This is a genomic window from Paracoccus sp. (in: a-proteobacteria) (assembly GCF_032007265.1).
Taxonomy (GTDB): Bacteria; Pseudomonadota; Alphaproteobacteria; order Rhodobacterales; family Rhodobacteraceae; genus Paracoccus.
Window position 1 is genome coordinate 1 of sequence record NZ_DALZMB010000075.1, and the last position, 20,481, is coordinate 20,481.

General features: G+C 60.2%; 16 protein-coding genes and 1 pseudogene. 12 read left to right on the forward strand and 5 right to left on the reverse strand.

The genetic code is table 11. The features are described from left to right. Positions 1-340: pseudogene (locus RTS12_RS14610) on the forward strand (pyridoxal kinase); the annotation flags it as partial. A 13-nt stretch (positions 341-353) separates the two neighbouring features. On the opposite strand, the gene RTS12_RS14615 reads toward RTS12_RS14610, so the two are convergent. Continuing rightward, complete coding sequence (locus tag RTS12_RS14615; protein ID WP_312529793.1) at positions 354-830, reverse strand: Lrp/AsnC family transcriptional regulator; 477 nt, start codon at positions 828-830, stop codon at positions 354-356. 253 nt (positions 831-1,083) lie between these two features. Here RTS12_RS14615 and RTS12_RS14620 point away from each other — a divergent pair, with 253 nt between their 5' ends. The 4 genes from RTS12_RS14620 to lpdA are packed head-to-tail and all read left to right on the forward strand — an operon-like array spanning position 1,084 to position 6,200. Then, positions 1,084-2,337, forward strand: coding sequence for a 3-methyl-2-oxobutanoate dehydrogenase (2-methylpropanoyl-transferring) subunit alpha (locus tag RTS12_RS14620; RefSeq protein WP_312529795.1), 1,254 nt, complete (start codon positions 1,084-1,086; stop codon positions 2,335-2,337). 3 nt (positions 2,338-2,340) lie between these two features. After that, the gene (locus RTS12_RS14625; protein WP_312529797.1) at positions 2,341-3,357 is read left to right on the forward strand and encodes an alpha-ketoacid dehydrogenase subunit beta; all 1,017 of its coding nucleotides are present in this window, start codon (positions 2,341-2,343) and stop codon (positions 3,355-3,357) included. 1 nt (position 3,358) lies between these two features. Continuing rightward, positions 3,359-4,810, forward strand: a complete 1,452-nt coding sequence (locus RTS12_RS14630) for a dihydrolipoamide acetyltransferase family protein (protein WP_312529799.1) — start codon at positions 3,359-3,361, stop codon at positions 4,808-4,810. A 1-nt stretch (position 4,811) separates the two neighbouring features. Then, positions 4,812-6,200: a dihydrolipoyl dehydrogenase gene (gene lpdA / locus RTS12_RS14635; RefSeq protein WP_312529801.1), complete on the forward strand. Its 1,389-nt coding sequence runs from the start codon at positions 4,812-4,814 to the stop codon at positions 6,198-6,200. Between the two features lie 237 nt (positions 6,201-6,437). Here the strand turns inward: lpdA and RTS12_RS14640 are convergent, their stop codons facing one another. Continuing rightward, entirely contained in the window at positions 6,438-7,031 is a 594-nt protein-coding gene (locus RTS12_RS14640; RefSeq protein WP_312529803.1) for a hypothetical protein, read from the reverse strand. A 235-nt stretch (positions 7,032-7,266) separates the two neighbouring features. Here RTS12_RS14640 and RTS12_RS14645 point away from each other — a divergent pair, with 235 nt between their 5' ends. Beyond that, positions 7,267-8,559: an alpha/beta fold hydrolase gene (locus RTS12_RS14645; protein ID WP_312529805.1), complete on the forward strand. Its 1,293-nt coding sequence runs from the start codon at positions 7,267-7,269 to the stop codon at positions 8,557-8,559. Between the two features lie 39 nt (positions 8,560-8,598). Here RTS12_RS14645 and RTS12_RS14650 read toward each other — a convergent pair whose 3' ends face one another. Next, on the reverse strand, positions 8,599-9,918 hold the full coding sequence (locus RTS12_RS14650) for a cyclopropane-fatty-acyl-phospholipid synthase family protein (RefSeq protein WP_312529807.1): 1,320 nt from the start codon (positions 9,916-9,918) through the stop codon (positions 8,599-8,601). A gap of 315 nt (positions 9,919-10,233) precedes the next feature. Between RTS12_RS14650 and RTS12_RS14655 the strand changes: the two genes are divergently transcribed. The 5 genes from RTS12_RS14655 (at position 10,234) to RTS12_RS14675 (ending at position 17,476) form a co-directional block, all read left to right on the forward strand. Continuing rightward, positions 10,234-12,270 carry an FAD-dependent oxidoreductase gene (locus RTS12_RS14655; protein ID WP_312529822.1) on the forward strand — a complete coding sequence of 679 codons (2,037 nt, stop codon included), beginning with the start codon at positions 10,234-10,236 and terminating at the stop codon, positions 12,268-12,270. A 102-nt stretch (positions 12,271-12,372) separates the two neighbouring features. Further along, positions 12,373-13,341, forward strand: coding sequence for a calcium-binding protein (locus RTS12_RS14660; protein ID WP_312529809.1), 969 nt, complete (start codon positions 12,373-12,375; stop codon positions 13,339-13,341). A 201-nt stretch (positions 13,342-13,542) separates the two neighbouring features. Next, the gene (gene rpsO, locus RTS12_RS14665) at positions 13,543-13,812 is read left to right on the forward strand and encodes a 30S ribosomal protein S15 (protein WP_312529811.1); all 270 of its coding nucleotides are present in this window, start codon (positions 13,543-13,545) and stop codon (positions 13,810-13,812) included. Between the two features lie 348 nt (positions 13,813-14,160). Further along, positions 14,161-16,302, forward strand: a complete 2,142-nt coding sequence (gene pnp / locus RTS12_RS14670) for a polyribonucleotide nucleotidyltransferase (RefSeq protein WP_312529813.1) — start codon at positions 14,161-14,163, stop codon at positions 16,300-16,302. Beyond that, positions 16,259-17,476: a glycosyltransferase gene (locus RTS12_RS14675; RefSeq protein WP_312529815.1), complete on the forward strand. Its 1,218-nt coding sequence runs from the start codon at positions 16,259-16,261 to the stop codon at positions 17,474-17,476. Before pnp ends, RTS12_RS14675 begins: the two co-directional genes overlap by 44 nt. Before the next feature lie 36 nt (positions 17,477-17,512). Here the strand turns inward: RTS12_RS14675 and RTS12_RS14680 are convergent, their stop codons facing one another. Further along, a complete protein-coding gene (locus RTS12_RS14680) occupies positions 17,513-18,175 on the reverse strand; it encodes a peroxiredoxin (RefSeq protein WP_312529817.1) in 663 nt (220 codons plus the stop codon). A 155-nt stretch (positions 18,176-18,330) separates the two neighbouring features. On the opposite strand from RTS12_RS14680, the gene RTS12_RS14685 reads away from it, so the two are divergent. Beyond that, positions 18,331-19,782: an aldehyde dehydrogenase family protein gene (locus tag RTS12_RS14685; protein ID WP_312529818.1), complete on the forward strand. Its 1,452-nt coding sequence runs from the start codon at positions 18,331-18,333 to the stop codon at positions 19,780-19,782. A 113-nt stretch (positions 19,783-19,895) separates the two neighbouring features. Here RTS12_RS14685 and RTS12_RS14690 read toward each other — a convergent pair. Next, a partial coding sequence (locus tag RTS12_RS14690) for an SDR family NAD(P)-dependent oxidoreductase (RefSeq protein ID WP_312529820.1) occupies positions 19,896-20,481 on the reverse strand: 586 nt, incomplete at its 5' end.

Sequence of the window (20,481 nt, forward strand, 5' to 3'; positions counted from 1 at the left end):
CTGGATTGAGGCGCGGCTGGGCCTGAAGGCGGATGCGCGGCTGATTTGTACCGGTTGCATCTTAAAAGAGACCCCCGCCGATCAGATCGAAAGCCTGATCGTGGATCAAGGCGCGATCACCCGCCATTGCGCGCCGCTTTTGCCTTTTGCCAAATCAGGGACGGGTGATCTGTTCACGGGTCTGGTGATCGCGGGGCTTGGCCGGGGCAAATCGCTGTCTGAAGCGGTGATCTATGCCCAGAAACTGACCGGGCAAGCCATGAGCGATGCCGCGCAAGGCGAAAGCAAGGAAGTGTTGCTGAGCGCCAAATCCTTTCGCGAGGCCTTGCTGCTGAACTAGTGGCGGGCGGGGTTCAATCGGGAATGGGCACGCCGCCCTCTTTGAGGCAGCTCAGCACGAAGCTTGAGCGCGATTGGCGGATACCCGGTACCCGAGAAAGCTTTTTGCGCAAGAATTCTTCATATCCGCGCGTTCCCGCGACCGCGACTTTGACGAAGTAATCGTATTCGCCCGTGGTCAGATAGATCTCGATCACCTCGGGCATGGCGGCCATGGCGCGACCAAAGGCCTCAAGGACGGCTTCGTCATGGCGGTCGAGCATGATCTCGATGATCACGGTTTCACTGGCACCCAACTTTTCAGCATCCAGCAAAGCGGTATAGCCGCGGATGAAGCCATCAGCCTCGAGCCTGCGGGTGCGTTGCCAGCAGGGCGAGGGCGAAAGGCCCACCTCTTCGGCAAGTTGGTTGTTCGATAGCCGCCCATCGCGGCGCAGGGCGCGCAGGATGCGACGGTCAATGGCATCAAGCTTTTTGATCTCGGGCAGCATTGGGTATTTTTCTGATGAAGAATAAGGAAAGATTCTTTTGCAATCCTGCCCGAAATTCAAAAGATCGAAAGGAAATTCTGCCTGAACTGCGACAGGATCTGTTCATGAGGTCAGGATCAGCGCCCAGAGCGGTGGCCTTGAACGGGGCAGGTTGGGGAACGGCTGATGCGGGCTGTTCGTTGCCTTATCAAGCCCTGTTCCGGGTGGGCTGCCTGTGCAGGGCCGGCTGGGCTGGCATGAGAGGAGCTGCCGAATGGGACATGAGACGCCACAAGATTTTGCGCCCCTGAGCCTGAATGTTCCCGAGCCCGAGGTCAGGCCGGGCGGGCAGCCAGATTTTTCAAAGGTTCAGATCCCCAAAGCGGGCACGGTGCGCAGACCCGAGGTCGATGTCGATCCCGAAGCTATTCGTGATCTGGCCTTTACCATCATCCGTGTTCTGAACCGCGATGGTCAGGCGGTCGGGCCCTGGGCGGAAGGGCTGGATCTGGATGGTGAGACCTTGCTGAAGGGGTTGCGCGATATGATGACGTTGCGGGCCTATGATGCGCGGATGATGATGGCGCAACGGCAGCAAAAGACCTCATTTTACATGCAGCATCTGGGCGAAGAGGCAGTCTCTTGTGCGTTTCCGCTGGCGTTGCGGCCGGGGGATATGAACTTTCCCACCTATCGTCAGGCGGGGCTTTTGATAGCCCAGGGCTATCCCATGTCGAGCATGATGAATCAGGTCTATTCCAACGAAAAGGATCCGCTGAAGGGTCGTCAGATGCCAGTTCTTTATTCGACCAAGGAATATGGCTTTTTCTCGATCTCGGGGAATTTGGCGACGCAGTATATTCAAGCGGTGGGCTGGGCCATGGCGTCGGCGATCTCGTGCGGGCGTCAGATTTCGGCGGCATGGATCGGGGATGGATCGACCGCAGAAAGCGATTTCCACGCCGCGCTTGTCTTTGCCTCGACCTATAAGGCGCCGGTGATCTTGAATATCGTGAACAATCAATGGGCGATTTCGACGTTTCAGGGGATTGCACGCGGTGGCGCGGGTACATTTGCGGCCCGAGGGCTGGGTTTTGGCATTCCCTCGCTGCGGGTTGACGGCAATGATTATCTGGCGGTTTGCGCCGTGGCCCGCTGGGCGGCAGAGCGGGCCCGGCGCAATCTTGGCCCGACCTTGATCGAATATGTGACCTACCGCGCGGGTGGGCATTCGACCTCGGATGACCCTTCAGCCTATCGCCCGGCCGAAGAAAGTGCGGCCTGGCCCTTGGGCGATCCGATCTTGCGGTTCAAGAACCATCTGATTGCGCTGGGGATCTGGTCGGAAGATCGGCATGCCCAGGCCGAGGCCCAGATCATGGCCGAGGTCACGGCCACCCAAAAAGAGGCCGAGGCGATCGGCACGCTGCATCAGGGCCATCACCCCAGCCCGCGCGATATGTTCGAGGATGTTTATGCCGAAATGCCGCCGCATTTGCTGCGTCAGCGCCATGAAGCGGGGTTCTGAGCCATGCCAAACATGTCCATGATCGAGGCGATCCGCGACGCTTTGGACACCGCGATGGGTGCCGATGAGCGCGTGGTCGTCTTTGGTGAAGATGTCGGCTATTTCGGCGGCGTTTTCCGCGTTACGGCCGGGCTGCAGCGTAAATATGGCAAGACGCGATGCTTTGATGCGCCGATCAACGAAAGCGGCATTGTGGGCGCGGGGATCGGCATGGCAGTTTATGGATTGCGCCCGGTGGTCGAGATCCAGTTCGCCGATTACGTCTATCCGGGCTATGATCAGATCGTGTCCGAGGCTGCCCGCATCCGCTATCGCACCGCAGGAGAGTTTACCTGTCCGATGGTGATCCGCATGCCAGCGGGGGGCGGGATTTTCGGGGGGCAGACCCATAGCCAGTCCCCCGAGGCGCTTTTTACGCATGTCACCGGGCTGAAAACGGTCGTGCCGTCTAACCCCTATGATGCCAAGGGGCTGTTGCTGGCCGCGATTTCAGATCCCGACCCGGTGATCTTTTTCGAGCCGAAGCGGCTTTATAACGGACCATTCGATGGCCATCACGACCGCCCCGTCGCCTCGTGGAAGGGCCATGATCTGGCCGAGGTTCCCACGGGCCATTATCAGGTTCCCTTGGGGCGTGCGATCATCCGTCGATTTGGGCAGGCGGCAACCATTCTGACCTATGGCACGATGGTTCACGTCGCCTTGGCCGCAGCCGAGGAAAGCGGGATCGATGCCGAGGTGATCGACCTGCGCACGTTGGTCCCCCTGGATCTGGACAAGATTACGGCCTCGGTCAACAAAACGGGGCGCTGTCTGGTTCTGCATGAGGCCACGCTGACCTCGGGCTTTGGGGCAGAGTTGGCGGCGCAGGTTCAGGCGGAATGTTTTTTTCACCTCGAGGCACCGGTGCGTCGGGTGGCGGGCTGGGACACACCCTATCCGCATGTCCATGAATGGAGCTATTTCCCCGGCCCTGCGCGCGTCTCAGAGGCGTTGCGCGAATTGATCGAGGAGGTTTGAAATGGGTATCCATTCGATCCGAATGCCCGATATTGGCGAAGGCATCGCCGAGACAGAGATTGCAGAATGGCTGGTCGGGGTGGGGCAGACCATCCGCGAAGATGATCCGATGGTTGCCGTGATGACGGATAAGGCGACGGTGGAAATTCCCTCGCCGGTGACGGGCAAGGTGCTGTGGCTTGCCGGAGAGCCGGGCGACAAAATCGCCGTTGGCAGCGAACTGATCCGGCTGGAGGTGGATGGCGACGGCAATCTGGGTCTGCGCCCAACCAGAGGGGGCACAGGTGGCGGCCAAGGCGCGGGCAGCCATGCTGCGGCGGGCCATGCGGGGGCAAGTGCCCGGGGCGCCAATGCAGCCAATACAGGGGCGGCAAGGGCAGAAGGACAGCCACAGGTGCAGGCGGGGCACCCCTTAGCTGATCTAAGCGCCGCAGCCCAAGGCATCACAGAGCCGGACGAGAAAAACCCGGCCACCAACGGCGGCCATGTCGCAGATCATGAGACGGCGGCGACAGGTGCAGCCTTTGGCCGCCCGGGCCACACTGGCGCTGATCCGTTTTCGCATGTGATGACCGCCCCTTTGCGTGGCGAGGGCGAAAAGCCCGTGGCATCGCCTTCGGTGCGCGGGCGTGCGCGTGATGGTGGGGTCGATCTGCGACTTGTGCGCGGGTCCGGGCCGGGTGGGCGCATCACCCATGATGATCTGGATGCGTTCATTGCGACGGGTGGTCTACCCAAGGCCTCGGGGGCGCGCGCACAGGCCAAGATCGAAGATATCAAGGTCATCGGCCTGCGGCGCCGTATTGCCGAGCGTATGCAAGAGGCCAATCAGATCCCCTCGATCACGATCATCGAAGAAATCGACGCGACCGCGCTAGAGGATCTGCGCGCAAGGATGAATGTCGACACAGCTGACGCGCGGCTGACCATGCTGCCCTTTATCGCCCGCGCCTTGGTTCGCGCCTTGCGCGATCATCCGGCGATCAACCAGCTATACCTGCCCGATCAGGGTGTGGTGCGCCGCTTTGGTGCCGTTCATCTGGGAATTGCGACCCAGACCCCCAATGGGCTGATGGTCCCCGTTCTGCGCCATGCCGAAGCGATGGGTTTGCGCGATACGGCTGCGGAAATCGCGCGGCTGGCACAGGCTGCGCGCGATGGCAGCGCCAAGCGAGAAGAGCTGGCCGGTTCGACCATTACCGTGACGTCGCTGGGCGTGCTGGGGGCGGTGGCCTCGACCCCGATCCTGAATGCGCCCGAGGTTGCGATCATTGGCATCAACAGGCTGGCCGTGCGTCCGTTTTGGAATGGCACCGCCTTTGAGCCACGCAAGATGATGAACATCTCTTGCAGCTTTGACCATCGCGTCATCGATGGCTGGGATGCCGCTGTTTTCGTGGCGCGGTTGAAAGAGCTGATGGAAACCCCCGCCCTGATCTTTGTGGAGGCCTGACATGCGCGAGATTTCATGCCGCCTTTTGGTGATCGGTGCTGGCCCGGGTGGCTATGTTTGCGCCATCCGGGCGGGGCAGCTGGGGGTGGATACGGTGGTGGTCGATCCCCAGCCCCCCGGTGGCACCTGCCTGAATATGGGATGCATCCCCTCTAAGGCGCTGATCCATGCCGCGCAGGAATTTCACCGCATCACCGCGCTGTCTCAAAGCCCGGAAATGGGGATTTCCGCACAGGGGGCAAAGCTCGATCTGGGCGCGACGATGGCCTGGAAGGACGGTATCGTCGAGCGGCTGAACAACGGGGTCTCGACGCTGCTGCGCAAGGCAAATACGCGGCTGATTGCGGGAACAGCGACCCTGCGCGACGGCAAGACCGTCTTGGTGCAAACCCCCGAAGGTCCGGTCCTGATCCGCGCCGAGGCCGTGGTGATTGCCACGGGATCTGCCCCGGTCGAGCTGGCCTCGCTGCCGTTTGGCGGGCGGGTGATCACCTCGACTCAGGCGCTGTCCTTGACCGAGGTGCCCAAGACGCTGGTGGTTGTGGGCGGGGGCTATATCGGGCTTGAACTGGGCATTGCCTTTGCAAAATTGGGCAGCGATGTGACGGTGCTCGAGGCGGGGCCGCGGGTCTTGCCGCAATATGACGCCGATCTGACGCGGCCCGTCGCGCAGCGTTTGCTTGCGCTTGGGATCAAGGTCATGACCGGGGCGCGGGCAGGGGGGCTGTCAGAGCGAGGGGCGTTGCGGGTTGCCGTCACCGATGCCGCAATCGAAATTGCCGCGGAAAAGATCCTTGTCACAGCGGGTCGCCGTCCGCTGTCGCGTCAAGCCGGGATCGAGGGGCTGCGCCTTGCCATGAACGGCGAGTTCCTTGCGGTGGATGCGCAGTGCCGCACATCGATGCGCGGGGTATTTGCAATTGGCGATGTGACGGGCGAGCCGATGCTGGCCCATCGCGCGATGGCGCAAGGCGAGATGGTGGCCGAGATCGTCGCAGGCCTCCGCCGCGCCTGGGATCACCGCGCAATTCCGGCGGTCTGTTTCACCGATCCTGAGATCGTCTCGGTCGGCTTGTCGCCCTTAGAGGCGCAGGCCGAAGGGATCGAGACGCTGATCGGTCAGTTTCCCTTGGCAGCCAATGGTCGCGCGATGACCGAGGCGCGCGATGATGGCTTCATTCGCGTCACCGCCCGCAAGGATAATCAGGAAATTCTTGGCATTCAGGCGGTCGGTCACGCCATCTCGGAACAGGCAGCGGGCTTTGCCCTGGCTTTGGAAATGGGCGCGCGGCTGGGCGATATCATCGGCACCATTCACGCCCATCCCACAAGATCCGAGGCGCTGCACGAGGCCTGCCTAAAGGCGCTGGACCGGGCATTGCACATCTAGCATCACACCAAACACCGCAATCAAATTGGCCCTGCGGTGGCTTGCGCTGTGCAGGCCGGTGCGCGTGCCGGGGCGCAGGCCGATGCGCGGACTGGGGCGGGGCCATTATGCCCGCCGAAACCCTGTCTTTGCCTGCAAATCGCGGGAATTCGCCACGCAATTGCGCATCCGCGGCGGGGTCACTTCTTTTGATGCGGGCGCGCCATCTATGAGATGGGCCGATCCCGGCGGGCGGGCTTAGCGCGCCAGCGCCGCCAGAATATGATCGATCCGGCGCTGATTTTGGTAAAGCTCGGCCTCAAGCGCCGCAAGCTGCGGAGGGGGGCGATTTTCCTTGACCGGCCCGGCCCCGACGGCCTCGGCTTCGTAATTGATCTTGGCGATTTCTCGGCGCAGCTGAACCTGCTTGCGGCCAAAGGTGATGTAATCGCGCACCTCGGGGGCATCCGACAAGGCAAGGCAGATCTGATCTATGAACTCGGGTCGGTCCAGACGCGGCACAAGGTCGTCATTGGGGATGAAACTGACCTTGCTCACCGTCTTCAGCGGATATTTCTTCAGATCGAGCAGCCCCCCCGAGGGCAGTCGCAAGACGGCATGATGGACGCAGAAAACCAGCTTTCGAGGATAGATATTGACCAGCCAGCCATGTTGCACCGACGAGGCCGGGTCTTTGGCCGCTGCGGCTTGCGCAGTCCAATAGCATCTGCCGACCGGGCCGGGACTGTCTGAGATGGGAATGCTGTGCATCTGACCGCGACACTTTCGCTCGACCCGCTTGCGCGCGGGGTGGCTGAGGGGCATCGGGCGAAAGGCGGTGCGAAATTGCATTAAGTCCGTGGGTTTTGGGAAAAACTTCAGGGCGTAAAGGAATACAACTAAGGCAAGCGTATCAATCATACATATCACAAAGGATCACGTTTGCGAATGGCGACGTGATCACTTTGGGGCTTGGGTTGACCTTTGCACTGTCTGGGACGGGGGCGTATGTGACAGGTGATGTTGATTGTCAGGGCTGCAGCCGGGGCGCATGCGCCGTGGTTCGCGACCCATTGGGAGGGCCAAGATGAGCGCATATCTGATTCCGGGCATGCATATCCGTGACCATGAGGCTGCGGTTCCTTTGGACTGGGCGCAGCCCGATGGCGCAAAGATCAACATCTTTGCCCGCGAAGTCGTGGCGCATGGCCAGCAGGATCGGGATTTGCCGGTACTGGTCTATTTTCAGGGCGGGCCAGGGGGAAAATCTCCGCGTCCGTTGGGGGGCGGGCCGAGCTGGCTGGCCGTCGCACTTCGCCGCTTTCGCGTTCTTTTGCTGGATCAGCGTGGCACGGGGCGCTCTAGCCCGGTTCAGGGTCGTCACATCGGCCAGATGTCTGCGGCGCAAGGTGCGCGCTATCTGTCCCATTTTCGCGCCGACAGCATCATTCGCGATGCCGAACACTTGCGCAAAACCCTTTTCGAGGGGCGCAAATTGTACAGTCTGGGGCAAAGCTATGGCGGCTTTTTGACGTTAAGCTATCTGTCCCACGCACCCGAGGCTTTGGCTGGGTGCTATATCACGGGTGGGCTGGCCGGGATCTCGGCGACGGCCGAGCAGATCTATCGCCACACCTATCCGCGTGTTTTGGACAAGAACGCCCAATATTTTGCGCGCTACCCGCAAGACCGTGCCGTGTTGGACCGGATCGCGGATATGGTTGCGGGGCAGGATATACGCTTGCCCGATGGGGATCGTCTTAGCGTGCGGCGGCTGCAATATCTGGGCATGGGGCTGGGCATGTCCGATGGTTTCGAGGCGCTGCATTGGATGCTCGACGAGGCATTTGCCGCTGATGGTCAGTTGAGTGACAGCTTTTTGGCGTCACTGCGCGAGGCGACCTCTTTTGATCAAAACCCGTTGTTTGGTGCGATCCACGAGGCCATCTATGCCCAGAACGGACAAAGCACCGATTGGGCGGCCGAACGGGTTTTAAGCGAGTTCCCGGAATTTGACGCCACCCGCCGCCCGCTGCAATTGACCGGCGAGATGATCTATCCGTGGATGTTTGATGAGATCCGCGCCCTGCGCCCCTTTGCCCAAGCGGCAGAGGCCTTGGCACGGATGCCACTGGATGCGCCGCTTTATGATTTTGCCCGCCTGGCCGCCAATGAGGTTCCGGTGACGGCAGCGGTCTATACCGATGACATGTATGTCGATCAGGGTTTGTCGCTGGAAACCGGGCGTGGGCTAGGCAATCTGCGGCTGTGGATCACCAATGAATTCGAGCACAACGGGCTTCGCGCTTCGCCCAAGGTGCTTGAACATCTTTTCGGGATGGAGGCCGATCTGGCTGGGTTCAACGCCTTTTCGCGATGATTGAGCCGTGATGTTTCGGACTACCAAAATGCCCCGCCGTCATCCCGGCGGGGCATCTTCCTTTTGTCGCACCACCGCTGGACGGGCAAGCGCCGGCCAATCTTCGGGCCAGGCGGGGGCGGGAATGCCAAGGCCGTGCTCTTGGGCGGCAAGGCGGGTCTCTTCTTGCGCGATATAGTCGCGCGTGATCGGCACATTCTCGACGCGGTGGGCCAGCTGGATCTGAAAGACGACCATGCCGCCCTCGCGAAAGGTGGCTTCGCTGCCCGCCAGATAAAATTCCCACATCCGGCAAAAGGCCTCGTCATAGATCGCCTTGGCCTGATCGCGGTGCGCCATAAAGGTTTCGCGCCAGGCCTTCAGGGTTTCGGCATAATGCAGGCGCAAGATCTCGACATCGGTGGCGATCAGCCCTGATTTTTCCACCGAATGCATCACCTCGGACAGGGCAGGGATATAGCCGCCGGGAAAGATGTATTTGTGGATAAAGGGGTTGGTTGCCCCCGGCGGATCGGCGCGCCCGATCGTGTGCAGCAGCATTACCCCATCCTGGCGCAGCATTGCCGCAGATTTGCGAAAGAACGTATCGTAATGGTTGATCCCGACATGTTCGAACATGCCGACAGACACGATACGGTCAAAGCTGCGGTCAATGTCGCGGTAATCTTGCAGCCGGAAATCGACCTGACCGGTCAGGCCATCCGTCACCACGCGGCGCTGTGCCACGGCCAATTGCTCATCCGAAAGCGTGACTCCGGTGACATTGGCCCGTGCCACCTGCGCCAGATAAAGCCCCATGCCCCCCCAGCCGCAGCCGATATCCAGCACATCCTGACCATCGCGCAGCAGCAGCTTGGCGGCGATATGGCGCTTTTTCAGCAGTTGCGCGGTTGTTAGATCCGTGTCGGGCCGGGCGAAATAGGCGCAGGAATATTGCATGTCGGGGTCAAGAAACATGCGGTAAAGCGCGGCTGACAGATCGTAATGGCGTTGGACATTGCCGCGTGCGCGCAGGCGGGTATTCAATTGGTGAAAGCGCCGCCATGCGATACGCATCTGCTCGATCAGCTTGGTCCAGGGCGCATCGATCAGCTGGCGACCGGCATTGCGATAGGCCAGCATGATCAGGTCGTAAAGCGAGCCCTGCTCAAAGTCGATCTGGCCCTCCATATAGCATTCACCCAGCTTCAGCGCAGGATCGACGGCGACCGCGCGCTCGGCCGCAGCAGAGTTGAAGCGCAAGATGATCGGATTGCCGGTCTGGTCGCCAACGGTAAACTTATCTCCGCTATAACCCACCACGGTCAGGTTTCCGGTCCTGATGGCTTTTTGCAGAAATACACGCAGTAACGTATTCATCCTTCCTCTCCGATGTGGGCAAGCGGCAGGTGCAGGCGGGCCGGGCCAGCTCGGGCGGCGCGGTCAGATTTTGGTTTTGGCTTAGGGATAAAAGCCTTGGCCCGGCCAAAGTTCCCAAGGCCATGATTTCACGTCGAAGACGCCGATCAGCCGCAAGCAAAACCTGCTGGCCTTTTCGGTCAGGTTTTTTGTGAGGGCGGGCAGGGGCATCAGACTTTTAGCTGATGGCGGCGGCGCGTGCTTGCGAGCGGCGGTCGCCTTGATGCTTCATGCCTTTAGCGCGCCACAGAAAGCCAAGCCATGACCTTGCCTTCGATGACCAAAGATCCGCTGTTTCAACCTTATCAGCTTAAGCATCTGACCCTGAAAAACCGGATCATGTCGACCTCGCATGAGCCAGCCTATGGCGAAGAGGGCATGCCCAAGGACCGCTATCGGCTGTATCACCGCGAAAAGGCACGCGGAGGCATGGCGTTGACCATGACGGCAGGTTCGGCACTGGTCAGCGCCGACAGCCCCTCGGCCTTTGGTAATTTGCACGCCTATGATGACCGCATCGTGCCCTGGATGAAGGCAATCGCCGATGATTGCCACGAAATGGGCTGTGCGGTGATGATCCAGCTGACCCATCTGGGGCGGCGCGGCGGCTTTGCCAGCAATGAATGGCTGCCGGTGCTGTCAGCCAGTGCCGTGCGCGAGGCGGCCCATCGCACCATTCCAAAGGCAATGGAGGATTGGGACATCGACCGTATCGTCGGGGATTATGCCTCGGCTGCGGCGCGGATGCAGGAGGCGGGCTTGGACGGGATCGAGCTAGAGGCCTATGGCCATCTGCTTGATAGCTTCTGGTCCCCCGCCACCAACCACCGCGACGATGAATGGGGTGGTGATCTGGACAATCGGCTGCGCTTTACCTGGCGCGTGCTGGATGCGATCCGCGCCAGCTGCGGTTCCGATTTTCTGGTCGGATTGCGCCTGGTTGCCGATGAGCAAATGGAACATGGCCTGGGACGCGCTGAAGGGCTGGAAATCAGCCGACGCCTTGCCGCCAGTGGCAAGGTCGATTTCCTGAACCTGATCCGCGGCCATATCGATACCGAGGCTGGCTTGACCGAGGTGATCCCCATTCAGGGCATGGCTTCTGCGCCGCATCTGGATTTCGCGGGTGAGGTCCGTCAGGCCAGCGGCTTGCCGATGTTTCACGCCGCGCGCATTCCCGATGTCGCCACTGCCCGCCATGCGATTGCCGCGGGCAAGCTGGATATGGTGGGCATGACCCGCGCCCATATCGCCGACCCCCATATCGCCCGCAAGATCCGCGAAGGCGCCGAGGCCCGCATCCGGCCCTGTGTCGGCGCGACCTATTGTCTGGATCGCATTTACGAGGGCGGGGGGGCTTTGTGCATCCACAATGCGGCAACCGGGCGTGAAGAAACCATGCCCCATGACATTCCCGCAGCCCCCAGCCGCAAAAAGGTCATCGTCGTGGGCGCGGGCCCGGGCGGGCTAGAGGCCGCGCGTGTCGCCGCCGAACGTGGCCATGAGGTGGTGGTCTATGAGGCCGCAGATGAGCCGGGCGGTCAGGTCAACCTGCTGACCCGCCTGCCAAGGCGGCGCGAAATGCATGGGCTGATCGCATGGCGTCTGGACGAGTTGGCGCGCTTGGGCGTGAGCATTCACACCAACCACTACGCCGAGGCTGACGAGATCATTGCCGCCCGCCCGGATGCGGTGGTTGTGGCCACGGGGGGCATGCCGCCCGAACTGACCTTGCCCGGCGGCGATCTGGCGCTGTCCAGCTGGGATTTGATCTCGGGGGCGGTCAAGCCTGCGGGTCGGGTGCTGATCTGGGATGATGGCGCGGGACATGCCGGTATGACGGCTGCCGAAATCGCCTCGGATGCCGGGGCCGAGGTCGAGCTGGTCACCCCCGAGCGCAGCCTTGCGCCGGAAATCGGTGGGATGAACCATGTGCCTTATATGCGTGCCTTTCATCGCAACCGGGTGCGTGTGACGATCAATACCCGGCTTAGCGGGCTTGCGCGGGACGGAAATGGCCTGACCGCGCAGTTCGGCTCGGACTTTCTGGCCAGCCATAGCGAAAGCCGCGCCGTCGATCAGGTCTTCACGGAAGCCGGAACCATGCCGCTGGACGAGGTCTATTTCGCGCTCAAGCCATTCAGCCGCAATTTGGGTGCCGTCGATTATGCCGCGCTTTTGGCCGGAGATGATCCTTTCGGCACGGCAAACCCCAAGGGCACGTTCACGCTTTACCGCATTGGCGATGCCGTCTCGGCGCGAAATATCCATGCCGCGATCTATGATGCCTTGCGGCTGGGGCTGCATATCTGAGCGGTGCCCAGTTAACCGATTCTTAAGATCTGGCCTGCGAGCCTTGGGTTTTTGCTGTAGGATCAGGCATGTAAGCACGCTTTAACACTATGGGGTGGCAGCATGTTGATGGTCGGCGGTGTGATCTGCCTTTTACTGGCCGGCCTCTCGCTTGAGGCTGTGACGCTGATGACCCGCGACCCAGACCTGGCCGAGGAAGACGCGGAAGATGTCGACAAGGGCGAAGGTGGCGACGGGCAGGGCGGGACCGGCCCGGAATTTCCTGATGATCACCTGCCCGGGCCACAAGAGGAAGTCATCCCGCGCAGTCCCGGTGACACCATTCTGGGCACAAGCGGTGGTGATTGGCTGGCGGGCACCGCAGGCGATGATGTCATTTACGGATATGACGGGCGCGACGACATCTGGGGCGGGCAGGGCCATGACACGCTTGATGGCGGTGATGGCGATGACTGGATCCATGGTGATGGCGAATATGGTCCGGGCGGTGATGATCTTTTGCGTGGCGGCGCAGGCAATGACATGCTGGCGGGCGACGGGGGCAATGATACGCTGATCGGTGGTCCCGGCAATGACACGTTGTTTGGCGGCGAAGGTAATGACCTGCTGATTGGCGGTCCCGGTGACGACTGGCTCTCGGGCGGTGCGGGCAATGACACGCTGATCGCGGGACCGGGCGAAGATGATCTAAGCGGCGATGACGGTGACGATCTGCTGATTGGCTCGGCCGATCCCAGTCGTGCCTGGCTGCATGGCGGCGCGGGCAATGACACGCTGCATCCCATGTCGGGCGATTATGCCGAAGGGGGGGGGGGTGATGACCTGTTCGTGCTGCTGACCGATCCCGGAAATGCGCCACCCGTGATCGGCGATTTCACCCAAGGCAGCGACCGCATCGAAATCCGCATCGAAGGTGCGCCGACGACACCCCCGCCCGAGATCAGCCTTGCGCCGGGGGCCGATGGAATGACCGTGCTGCAGGTCGATGGGCATTCGGTGGGCCTGCTGCGCGGGGCCGAGGGGTTGGATCCGCGGGAAATTCTGGTCCGATTTGTCAAAACACCAAATTGATCCTGACGACTGCTTTTGTCGCAAGCCTGGATGAGGATGGGTGGTTTCGCTGGGGTTTTATCAAGAATATCCTTTCATTTTTGCGGAAATTCTTTTATAGGCCGCCATCCTTGGGACGAATCCCCAGGGGCTTTGCGGACCCGCGCTGGACGACATCCCGGCCGGTGCCTGATTATCTCTCTATCCTGAAAGGAGATCCCGATGTCGATCACTCTTGAAGAAAAAAGCCGCGTCATGGCCGAATTCGCTACGGTCAAAGGCGACACCGGTTCGCCGGAAGTGCAGGTTGCGGTTCTGTCGACCCGTATTGCAGCGCTGACCGAGCACTTCAAAACCCACAAAAAAGACAACCACTCGCGCCGCGGCCTGCTGAAGCTGGTTGCGACCCGTCGTAAGCTGCTTGACTACCTCAAGCGCAAAGACGAAGCGCGCTACCAGTCGCTGATCGCTAAACTGGGTCTGCGCCGCTAATCCGGTTCAAGATTTCAGGGAAAACGCCCGCAGCAACCGCTGCGGGCGTTTTTCATTGGCGCGCCAAGGCAGGGTTTGGGCCGCTTTCAGATGGGGCAAGACGCGCCGCGAACCAGCACCAAGAGGGTGCTGATCTGTGCTGCAATGTCCCCGAACCCTCGGCGGGGCTGTGCCAATCAGGCTTAGAAGTTGCTTCCCAAAACCCTTGTTTTCCTGTAAGGGCCGTCCATCTGTGACGTGAGGCCCCCTCCCCCGGGGCACATGCAAAGGATTGGGGGAAGGCGGCAATGGGGTCGCCATATGACACGGGGCGACCGGAGGGACCGGTTGGCGCCCAGGGGAACATAGATGTTTCATGAAGTGAAAAAATCGATCCAGTGGGGCCAAGAGACCCTGACGCTGGAAACGGGCAAAGTCGCCCGCCAGGCAGACGGTACGGTCATCGCAACGCTGGGTGAGACCAGTGTCATGGCAAACGTCACCTTTGCCAAAGCACCGAAGCCGGGACAGGATTTCTTCCCGCTGACCGTGCACTACCAAGAGAAATATTATGCCGCCGGCAAAATTCCGGGCGGTTTCTTCAAGCGTGAAGCACGCCCGTCCGAGAAAGAGACGCTGACCGCGCGCCTGATCGACCGTCCGTGCCGCCCGCTGTTCGCACCTGGCTTCAAGAACGAAGTTCTGGTGATGTGCACCGTGCTGTCGCATGATCTGGTCAACGATCCCGATATCGTTGCAATGATCGCGGCTTCGGCTGCACTGACCATCTCGGGCGTGCCCTTCATGGGTCCGATCGGCGCCGCTCGCGTCGGCTTCGTCGATGGCGAATATATCCTGAACCCTGAAGTTCAGGACATGGACAACCTGCGCAACAACCCCGAGCAGCGTCTTGATCTGGTCGTCGCAGGCACCAAAGACGCCGTGATGATGGTCGAATCGGAAGCCTATGAGCTGACCGAAGAGGAAATGCTGGGCGCCGTCAAATTCGGCCATGAGCAGATGCAGCCGGTCATCGACCTGATCATCTCTCTGGCAGAAGTTGCCGCCAAAGAGCCCTTCGACTTCCAGTCGCCCGATTATTCCGCGCTTTACGCCAAAGTTGCCTCGCTGGGTGAGACCCAGATGCGTGCAGCCTATGCGCTGAAAGACAAAGCCGAGCGTCATGACGCTGTCGAAGCCACCAAGGCGACGATCAAGGCTGGTCTGAGCGAAGAAGAGCTGGCCGATGCCAACCTGGGTTCGGCGCTGAAAAAGCTGGAATCGGGCATTCTGCGCGGCGACATCATCAATGGTGGCGCACGTATCGACGGCCGCGACACCAAGACCGTTCGCCCGATCGTCAGCGAAGTCGGCATTCTGCCGCGCACGCATGGCTCGTCGCTGTTCACGCGCGGTGAAACTCAGGCGCTGGTCGTGACCACGCTTGGCACCGGCGATGACGAACAGATCATCGACGCTTTGCACGGCAACTCGCGCTCGAACTTCCTGCTGCACTACAACTTCCCGCCCTATTCGGTTGGCGAAGTTGGTCGCGTAGGCTCGCCGGGCCGTCGTGAAATCGGTCACGGTAAGCTGGCATGGCGCGCGCTTCAGGCTGTTTTGCCTGCTGCAACCGACTTCCCTTACACCATCCGCGTCGTTTCGGAGATCACCGAATCGAACGGCTCGTCCTCGATGGCTTCGGTCTGCGGCGGCTCGCTGGCGATGATGGATGCGGGCGTTCCGCTGAAGGCACCGGTGGCTGGTGTTGCTATGGGTCTGATCCTTGAAGGCGAGAAATGGGCGGTTCTGACCGACATTCTTGGCGACGAAGATCACCTTGGCGACATGGACTTCAAAGTGGCTGGTACCGATAAGGGCATCACCTCGTTGCAGATGGACATCAAGGTTGCAGGCATCACGCCCGCGATCATGGAGCAGGCTTTGGCACAAGCCAAAGACGGCCGGATGCACATCCTGGGCGAAATGGCCCATGCGCTGACCGAAGGCCGCCACGAGTTCTCGGCTCATGCACCGCGCATCGAGACCATGACCATCCCGACCGACAAGATCCGTGAAGTGATCGGCTCGGGCGGCAAGGTCATCCGCGAAATCGTCGAAGTATCGGGCGCAAAAGTCGACATCAACGACGACGGCGTGATCAAGATCGCATCGGCAAATGCCGACTCGATCAAGAAAGCCTATGATATGATCTATTCGATCGTGGCCGAGCCGGAAGAAGGCAAGGTCTATACCGGCAAGGTCGTGAAACTGGTCGATTTCGGCGCTTTCGTGAACTTCTTCGGTAAACGTGACGGTCTGGTTCACGTCAGCCAGATCGCCAACAAGCGTCTGCAGCACCCGAATGAAATTCTGAAAGAGGGTCAGGAAGTTAAAGTCAAACTTCTGGGCTTCGACGATCGCGGCAAGGTTCGCCTTGGCATGAAGATGGTCGATCAGGAAACCGGTGAAGAAATCGCCGAACCGAAAAAAGAAGAGCAGGCCGAGTAATCTCGGTAACGAATGCTTTACTTATATGATGTTAAGCGGGCACCTGAAAAAGGTGCCCGTTTTTATTGCAAGGAAAAAGGCAATGCGCTGCGCGTTCTATATCACTGTAGATGACGGATATCTTGGTATCGGGCTGGCACAGGCGAAAAGGCTTCGCTCATTGTGGGGAATCGACGTTCACGTCTTTATTGAAGGGCAGGGCGAGGTTGCGCGCGACGAGCTTGGGCAGAATGGGGTCTTTGTTCACCGCAATCTGATGCGTGATACGATCCCCTCGGATTTGCCTTCGACCAAAAGCTGGCCGCGCATTGTTTATTGCCGCATTTTTGCGCCCTACCTTTTGGCTCAGTATGATCGTTTGATTTATATTGACGCTGATGTTTTCCCGATGGTGGCGGACCCGTTTATTCTTTCGGTTGATTTGCCACATGGATTGGCCGCCGTTCAGGATGGCTCGACCATCGGTTGCGCACCGCATACCGCTGGCCTTTCGCGCGACGAATGGCGCGCCGGGATCGGGCTAAAGTCCCAGCGTTATTTCAATGCGGGTATTCTGGTTTTAGACCAGAAACCGTGGTGCAGCATCGACTTTGCACAACCTTTGACCCAATTCATGCAACGCTATGGCGCAAGTGCCCGTATGCAGGATCAGGATTTCTTGAACCATCACTTTCAGGGCCGCTGGGTCGAGCTAAGCCCGCGGTTCAACTATCAGAAAGCACTGTTTAATTATGGCCTTGAGCAGGTGTTCAAGCCCGTCTTCCTGCATTTTTCAAGCTTCCAAAAACCATGGTTTAAGCCTGACCATCCCGACAGTGTTCAGGGCCAGTTCTTCCCAGTTTATCAACGCATGTTTCAGGCGGCGGGCATTTCTGGCGAGGATTACCTGACCTCAAAGCCGGAAAATCCCATTCGTAAACTGCGGACTGCTTTGCGTTATCGGCTATCCGAATGGGGGATAAAAACCGATAAAGAAAACCGGCAGCGCAAAGAATGGGCGCGCAAATCCGAGAACATTTTCGAAGGAATTCAGCAGGACGGGCAGCAGGGGCGTTATGCTGATCTTGCCTTTGACCTGCCCGAAAGGCCGATCCCCAAGTTGTCGTTTGACGGGCGTTATATGCGCCGCGCTTTGATCGCGGAATTTGATCCGATCGAGCCCATGGCGAACTGAAGAAAAAGGCCGCCCAAGGCGGCCTTTTGAGTAATCTTACCCGTTTTTCGGATCTTTGGCAAAGCGCAGATAGGGCAGCTTTTTGTCCAGCGCGCCGTATTTTGCTTCGGCTGCGGCATCGTCCAGCGACAGGGCAACGATGACGTCCTGGCCTGGAATCCAGTTTGCCGGGGTTGCCAGCGGGACGCCGTCGGTGGTCTGAACTGCATCCAGCGCGCGCATGATTTCCGCAAAGTTGCGACCAACCGACATCGGATAGGTCATGGTCAGCCGGACTTTCTTGTCCGGGCCGATGATAAAGACGGTCCGCACGGTTGCCGAATGGGCGGGCGTGCGGCCATCGGTCGGCAGATAGAATTCGGCCGGAAGCATGTCATAGGCCTTGGCGACATTCAGCGAAGTATCGTCGATGATCGCGAAATTCGCCGGGCAACCCGCGACCTTTGCGATGTCATGTTTCCATTTGCTGTGGTCCTCGACGCTGTCGACCGAGACGCCCAGCACCTTGGTGTTGCGCTTTTCAAACTCGGGCACCAGCTGCGCGACAGCGCCGAATTCGGTCGTGCAAACCGGCGTGAAATCGCGCGGATGCGAGAACAAAATGGCGTAGCTGTCGCCAATCCAGTCGTGGAACTTGATCTCGCCATCGGTCGAGGCGGCGGTGAAATCGGGGGCGATATCGTTGATACGCAGGGACATGGGTCCAATCCTCTGTAAGACTTGCGTTAACATAAAGATCATGGGGGCGATTGTCAGCCTGTCCGTTGGCATCCGGGCCGCAGTGATGCGCGCCTGCTTGCCTTATGGCCGTGGCAGTGCCAACTTGCGCTCCGAATGAAACAGGGGAGCGACTGATGTCCGAACTTGCAGACAAGCGCCAATTTTACATCAACGGCCAGTGGGTCAACCCGACCCGCCCCAATGATCTTGAGGTGATCGACCCTTCGACTGAAGAGCCCGTTGCGATCATTTCCTTGGGCGATCAGGCCGATACAGATGCCGCAGTTGCGGCGGCCAAGGCGGCCTTTGCGGGCTGGTCCGAGACGGCGCCCGCCGAGCGACTGAGATATGTCGAAAAGATCCTGGAGATCTATAAGCGCCGCGCCCCGGATATGGCGGATGCGATCAGCCACGAGATGGGCGCGCCTGCCGATATGTCGCTGAACGACCAGACCGAGGCCGGAACCTATCACATCGAGAATTTCATCGAAGCCTTCAAAAGCTTCGAGTTCATCCGCCCGCTTGGCCCGCAATCGCCAACCTCGATGGTTGCATGGGAGCCGGTGGGTGTGGTCGGTCTGATCACGCCCTGGAACTGGCCGATGAACCAGGTCACGCTGAAAGTCATCCCGGCGCTGCTGGCGGGTGATACGGTCGTGCTGAAGCCCTCGGAAATCGCGCCGCTTTCTTCCATCGTCTGGACCGAGATCATGGATGAGGCCGGTCTGCCTGCGGGCGTTTACAACATGGTGAACGGCGACGGTTTGGGGGTCGGTACGCAGCTTTCGACCCATCCGGATGTCGATATGATCTCGTTCACCGGCTCGACCCGCGCCGGTATCGCCATTACCAAAGCCGCCGCCGATACGGTGAAAAAGGTCATGCTCGAGCTGGGCGGCAAGGGTGCGAACCTTGTCTTTGCCGATGCGGATGAGAAAGCGGTTCTGCGCGGCGCGCGGCACGTCTTTTACAACTCGGGCCAGTCGTGCAACGCACCGACGCGGATGCTGGTCGAGCGGTCCTATTACGACAAGGCCGTCGAGATCGCCAAAAAGGTCGCCGAGGATACCACCGTCGCCCCCGCGCATCAGCCGGGCCGCCATATCGGCCCCGTGGTCAGCAAGCGCCAGTGGGATCAGATCCAAGGGCTGATTCAGGCAGGTATCGACGAAGGTGCCCGTCTGGTCGCCGGCGGAACTGGTCTGCCCGAGGGCGTCAATCGCGGCTATTTCGTGCGTCCGACGGTCTTTGCCGATGTGAACAACGACATGACCATCGCACGTCAGGAAATCTTTGGCCCGGTGCTGTCGATCATTCCCTTCGACACCGAGGAAGAAGCCGTTCAGATCGCCAATGACACGATCTATGGGCTGACCAACTATGTCCAAAGCCAGGACGGTGATCGCCGCAACCGCCTTGCTCGCAAGCTGCGCGCTGGCATGGTCGAGATGAACGGCGTCAGCCGTGGCCGCGGCTCGGCCTTTGGCGGGGTGAAAGCCTCGGGGCGCGCCCGCGAGGGTGGCGTCTGGGGGATCGAGGAGTTCATGGACAGCAAGCAGATCTCTGGCTGGGATAACGAGGCCTAAGCCTGATTGCTCATCCATGCCCGCGAAGCCTTGGCCCGCGATGCTATTAAAAAAGCCGCCGGAGCAATCTGGCGGCCTTTCTATTGGGATTGGCTTCCGTGTGATCCGCGCGGTTAATAGGTCGCGCGCCCACCCGAGATGTCAAAGACTGCGCCGGTCGAGAAAGAGCATTCCTGCGAGGAAAGCCAAGCCACCATCGCCGCGACCTCTTCGGTTTCCAGGAAGCGGTTCAGCGGAATTTTCGACAGCATGTAATCGATATGCTCTTGGCTCATCTGATCAAAGATCGGCGTACGCGCTGCGGCTGGAGTGATGGCATTGGCGATGACGCCAGTGCCCGCCAGCTCTTTGCCAAGCGATTTCGTCAGCCCGATGACCCCGGCCTTTGACGCGGAATAATGCGCGGCATTGGGGTTGCCCTCTTTGCCCGCGATCGAGGCGATGTTGACGATGCGGCCATAGCCGCGCGCGATCATGCCCGGAACCAGCGCCCGGCAGGTCAGAAAGGGCGCCTCTAGGTTGACGGCCATCACCTGACGCCAGACGGCAGGCTCTAGCTCCCAGGTTTTGGCGTTGCCACCGGTGATGCCCGCGTTGTTGATCAAAATGTCAATCGCGCCCGCTGCGGCTGCGGCCGCGTCAACCGCGCCCTCGTCGGCCAGATCCAGCGCATAGGCGCTGGCGCCTGCGCCAAGATCA

Excerpts from the sequence above, each read along its gene's own strand:
- RTS12_RS14650 (WP_312529807.1), bottom strand. The coding sequence starts at position 9,918 with ATGAATACGTTACTGCGTGTATTTCTGCAAAAAGCCATCAGGACCGGA.
- RTS12_RS14680 (WP_312529817.1), bottom strand. The coding sequence starts at position 18,175 with ATGTCCCTGCGTATCAACGATATCGCCCCCGATTTCACCGCCGCCTCG.
- lpdA (WP_312529801.1), top strand. The coding sequence starts at position 4,812 with ATGCGCGAGATTTCATGCCGCCTTTTGGTGATCGGTGCTGGCCCGGGT.
- RTS12_RS14620 (WP_312529795.1), top strand. The coding sequence starts at position 1,084 with ATGGGACATGAGACGCCACAAGATTTTGCGCCCCTGAGCCTGAATGTT.
- RTS12_RS14645 (WP_312529805.1), top strand. The coding sequence starts at position 7,267 with ATGAGCGCATATCTGATTCCGGGCATGCATATCCGTGACCATGAGGCT.
- RTS12_RS14615 (WP_312529793.1), bottom strand. The coding sequence starts at position 830 with ATGCTGCCCGAGATCAAAAAGCTTGATGCCATTGACCGTCGCATCCTG.
- RTS12_RS14640 (WP_312529803.1), bottom strand. The coding sequence starts at position 7,031 with ATGCAATTTCGCACCGCCTTTCGCCCGATGCCCCTCAGCCACCCCGCG.
- RTS12_RS14625 (WP_312529797.1), top strand. The coding sequence starts at position 2,341 with ATGCCAAACATGTCCATGATCGAGGCGATCCGCGACGCTTTGGACACC.
- pnp (WP_312529813.1), top strand. The coding sequence starts at position 14,161 with ATGTTTCATGAAGTGAAAAAATCGATCCAGTGGGGCCAAGAGACCCTG.
- rpsO (WP_312529811.1), top strand. The coding sequence starts at position 13,543 with ATGTCGATCACTCTTGAAGAAAAAAGCCGCGTCATGGCCGAATTCGCT.
- RTS12_RS14685 (WP_312529818.1), top strand. The coding sequence starts at position 18,331 with ATGTCCGAACTTGCAGACAAGCGCCAATTTTACATCAACGGCCAGTGG.
- RTS12_RS14660 (WP_312529809.1), top strand. The coding sequence starts at position 12,373 with ATGTTGATGGTCGGCGGTGTGATCTGCCTTTTACTGGCCGGCCTCTCG.
- RTS12_RS14630 (WP_312529799.1), top strand. The coding sequence starts at position 3,359 with ATGGGTATCCATTCGATCCGAATGCCCGATATTGGCGAAGGCATCGCC.
- RTS12_RS14655 (WP_312529822.1), top strand. The coding sequence starts at position 10,234 with ATGACCAAAGATCCGCTGTTTCAACCTTATCAGCTTAAGCATCTGACC.